Origin of the sequence: Mesorhizobium sp. M7A.F.Ca.AU.001.01.1.1, assembly GCF_004022735.1 — a bacterium.
Lineage (GTDB): Bacteria > Pseudomonadota > Alphaproteobacteria > Rhizobiales > Rhizobiaceae > Mesorhizobium > Mesorhizobium ciceri.
The window spans coordinates 1-4,180 of record NZ_RZPF01000596.1; the positions used below are offsets into that span (position 1 = coordinate 1).

Annotated in this window: 2 protein-coding genes; both read right to left on the reverse strand. The window is 63.1% G+C overall.

Translation table 11 applies throughout. From position 1 onward, the window contains the following. A partial coding sequence (locus EN884_RS27905) for an APC family permease (protein ID WP_164895188.1) occupies positions 1 to 1,686 on the reverse strand: 1,686 nt, incomplete at its 3' end. A gap of 389 nt (positions 1,687 to 2,075) precedes the next feature. Further along, positions 2,076 to 4,180: aminomethyltransferase family protein (locus tag EN884_RS27910; RefSeq protein WP_128360851.1), on the reverse strand; the 2,105-nt coding region annotated here is incomplete at its 5' end.

The window sequence follows — 4,180 nt, forward strand, 5'->3', positions numbered from 1 at the left end:
GAGCAGCATCACCACCACGCCGGCGACCAGCGTCAGATAGGGCAGCATGCCCGCCTTTTTGACCGAGAGGTCGGCCCCCGTCATGCCGAGATCGGCCAGCATGTGGTCGGGGAACTTGCCCTTGTCCTGAATGTAGTGTCGGAAGCAGAACACCGGGATGATCAGCGCTGCCGTGATCAGGCCGGCCCACAGCGCCATCGGGTTCCATACCTTGGCACCGGCGCCCATGAAGATCGCGTTGACATAGGCGAAGATCGCCCCGATCCCGAGCAGCCAGCTCGGCGCCTTCCAGGGCCGTGCGATATGGCCGTTGTCGATGCGGTGGATCCAGCCGGCGTTGAGGTTGAGGAAGTTGAAGATGATGTAACCGCAATTCGACACGGCGAGGATGAAGAAGAAGCTCGTCGCGTCGGCCGAGGCGATGGCCAGCACGATCAGGTTGAAGACGAGATCGGTCCACATTGCCCGTGTCGGCGCACCATGTTCGTTGACATGGCTGAGATAGCGCGGCAGCCAGCCGTCGACCGAGCCCTGGTAGAGCGTACGCGAAGAGCCGGCCATGGCCGTCATGATGCACAGCACCAGCGCCAGGATCATCAGCATCACCAACAGGCTGTGGACTAGCGCGCCGCCGCCGACCATGCCGGCCAGCGCGTCGGCGACCCCGGAGCCGTCGACGATCGGCGTCGCCAGCATACCGTTGAGGCCAAGCACGCCCTGGAAGGTGAACGGCACCAGGATGAACAGCAGCATGCACAGAAGGCCGGAATAGAAAATCGCCTTGAACGTGTCGGTGCCGGGGTTCTTGAACTCGGATGTGTAGCAGACGGCGGTCTCGAAGCCGTAGGTCGACCAGGCGGCGATGAACATACCACCAAGCACCAGCGTCCAGCCGGCGATGTTCCAGGCACCGGGCTCGGGCGCGTAGGCTGCGGCCAGCGGCACCAGCGGCGAAAAATTCGCCCAGTTGATCTGGCCGGTGACGATCGGCACCACGCCGACGATCAGCATCGGGACGATGACCAAGAGGCCGATATATTTCTGCACATTGGCGGTGCCGAGAATGCCGCGATGCTGGATCGCAAAGATGATCAGCATCAGCACTGCGCCGATAAAGAAGGTCGCGTTGAAGGTGAACGAGACCGGTCCCAGCGTGTGGCTGTAAAGCGTCCAGTTGCGGATTGCCGGCGTCGCCGCCGCGGTCACCGCTGTGATGGCGTCGGCGGCACTCGTCCCGGCATGCGCGGCGATATAGGCGACGACATCGGGTGAGGTTTCGGTGAACAGCGGCACTGGCGCCAGCGCGTTGAGGATGTAGGCGGCGGCGATCGAGCAGCCGAGCGACAGCACCGGCGACCAGGCGAACCAGTTGCACCAGACAGACAGCGGCGCGATGAACTTGGAATAGCGCAGCCAGGCGGTGGCGCCGTAGATCGACGCGCCGCCCGACTTGTTCGGAAACAGGCCGGCGATTTCGGCATAGGTGAAGGATTGCAGGAAGCCCATGATCATGGAGAAGATCCAGATCGCGAAGGCCAGCGTGCCGGTCGTGCCGGCAATGCCGCCGATCGAGAACAGGACCAGGGCCGGCACGCCGCTCGCCACCCAGAAGGCGCCGCGCCAGTCGATATTTCGGTGCAACTTGCCTTCGGCAAGCGGCTCCAGGACAGTCGTTATCGTGCTCATATGTCTTTGTTCCCCATTTTGATGTTCCCCGTTCGTGACGGCCGCGACTTCGCGAGGCTTCATCATCGACGCATGCTTTGGGCGGCTGTCGGTGTTTCCACTCAGTCGCATTTTTTTCTTAACAGTGAAGATTGATCCGGCGCGCTTTCAGGTCAAGCGATTTGTCGCGCCGTGCACATCACGCTTGCGAAACATGTCGGCTTCACACTGCCGCGGTGGGATTGTTCGGAAAAGGACCAAGGGTCAGGAAGCGAAAACCCGCCGGAGGCGGGTCGCGGCGCAAATCAGCACCATGGACGAATATGTAGCATAGCTGCCCTCAGCAGGTCAAGAAAAAATTCCTATCACGAACTGCAGCACGGCCTCACTGTCTTGGGAGGGAAGGGCCGTCAGGAACGCGGTTTGGTCTTTTGCGGATCGTAGTGGGCGAAGGCGACGACTCGCGCCGGCAGCCGCTTGGCATGGCCGTCGAGCTTGCCGATCTCGACCTCGGTACCGACAGCCGAATGGGTGACATCGAGCCTGGCCAGCGCGATGGTCTTGTTCAGCACCGGCGAGCGCATGCCTGACGTGACCACGCCGATCTGGGCACGGCCGACATGCACGCAATCGCCATGGCCGACGTCGACATTGGCGTCGATGTCGAGACCGACCAGCTTCGTCTGCGGGTGCTCCTTGCGGCGGATCAGCGCCTCGCGGCCGACGAAATCGTCGGTCTTGCTCTTCAGCGGCACGGTGAAGCCGATGCCGGCCTCGAACGGATCGGTCTGGTCGGAAAATTCGTATCCGGCGAAGATCAACCCGGCCTCGATGCGCACCATGTCCAGCGCCTGCAGTCCCATCGGCTTCAGCCCGTGAGGCTGGCCGGCTTCCCAGATGGCGTCGAAGACTTTTTCGGCGTCGCGCGGATGGCACCAGATCTCGTAGCCGAGCTCGCCGGTATAGCCGGTGCGCGAGACGACGACCGGAATGCCGTTGCCGCCACCAATGCGGGCGACGGCGAAGCGGAACCATTCGAGTTCGTCGATCGACGGCTGCAGCGGCGAGGTCCAGATCACCTCCCTGAGGATGTCGCGGCTCTTCGGTCCCTGCACGGCGACATTGTGCATCTGGTCGGTGGAGGAACGCACAAGGACATTGAGGCCGAGTTTTGTCGCCGTCTCGCGCAGCCACTCGCCAGACAGATCGTCGCCGCCGACCCAGCGGAAATTGTCCTTGCCCAGCCGCAGCAGGGTGCCGTCATCAATCATGCCGCCATGCTCGTAGCACATGGCCGAATAGACCACCTGGCCAACGCCAAGCTTCTTGACGTCGCGGGTCAGCGTGTATTGCAGCAGCGCTTCGGAATCCGGGCCGGTGACCTCGAACTTGCGCAGCGGCGACAGGTCCATGATCACCGCGTCTTGGCGGCAGGCCCAGTATTCGGCGATCGGCCCGTCCTTGGCGAAGGAATTGGCGAGCCAATAGCCCTTGTACTCCTGAAAGTTGCGGGTGTGCTTGGCAAAGCTCGAATGAAAAGCGGTCTCGCGGGTCATTTTCGGTTCCGAATCGGGCGTCATGCGTCTGGCGATCGCTCGCGAGAATTTGTGCTGGCCGGAATAGGTCCGCACATGGATGTCGGTCGGGTTCCAGCCATTGGCCGGCGTCGTGTCGTCGGGGCAGGCGGAGGAAACGCAAACGATGTCGGTGAGCGCCCTGAGCAGCACATAGTCGCCCGCCCGCGACCACGGCTCGTCGGACACCATGACGCCATGCGCGTCGATCGCCGTGTTGAAGAAGAAGTTGATCGCCATCCAGCCCGCGCGGGGATTGACGCCCTTGCCGGCCAGAGCGCCGTTGAAATTCTCCGAACAGTTGGTGTGTCCGGGATAGCCGATGTCGTCGTAATATTTGGCGGCGCAGGCGAGCGCGAAGGCGTCGTGCCGGCCGCATGTGTCCTGCACCACCTCGACCAGCGGCTCCATGTCCTGGTCATAGTATTTGGAATGCAGGCCGGGCATCGGGTAGCTCGCACCCATGAGCGTGCGCGTCGTCGTCACGTCGAGCGGATGATCCAGTCCCCTGTCCAGCTTGCGCGCCGAAAAGCACTGGAAATCGGTGCATTGGCGCCCGTCGACATCGATGATCTGCAGATAGTCGCCAGCCCCAACGAAATAGGCCTCCGCGGTCGCCGAATGGACGCGCAAATCGAGCACCGGGTCGGCAAGCGGATCAGCCAATACCGATTTCGCCGCCGGGCGGATCGTGGCGCGGCGAACGAAGACGGTCAGCGGTGTCGCCGTGTCATGACCATCGACCAGCATCGGCCCGCCGGGGGCGGCAATCAGCACCGCACCATCGCGTGCGACGGTGAAAGCCTGCTCGGTGCCGGCCGGTGTCGTGACGCCGAACACCCGCACCGCCCTGGCGTGGTCAAGCTGCACCTGCCGGCGGGCGAGCCCGCTCCGCAGGGATGCGAGACTGTCGTCGCCCTCTATGAGCAGCGCTTTGATGC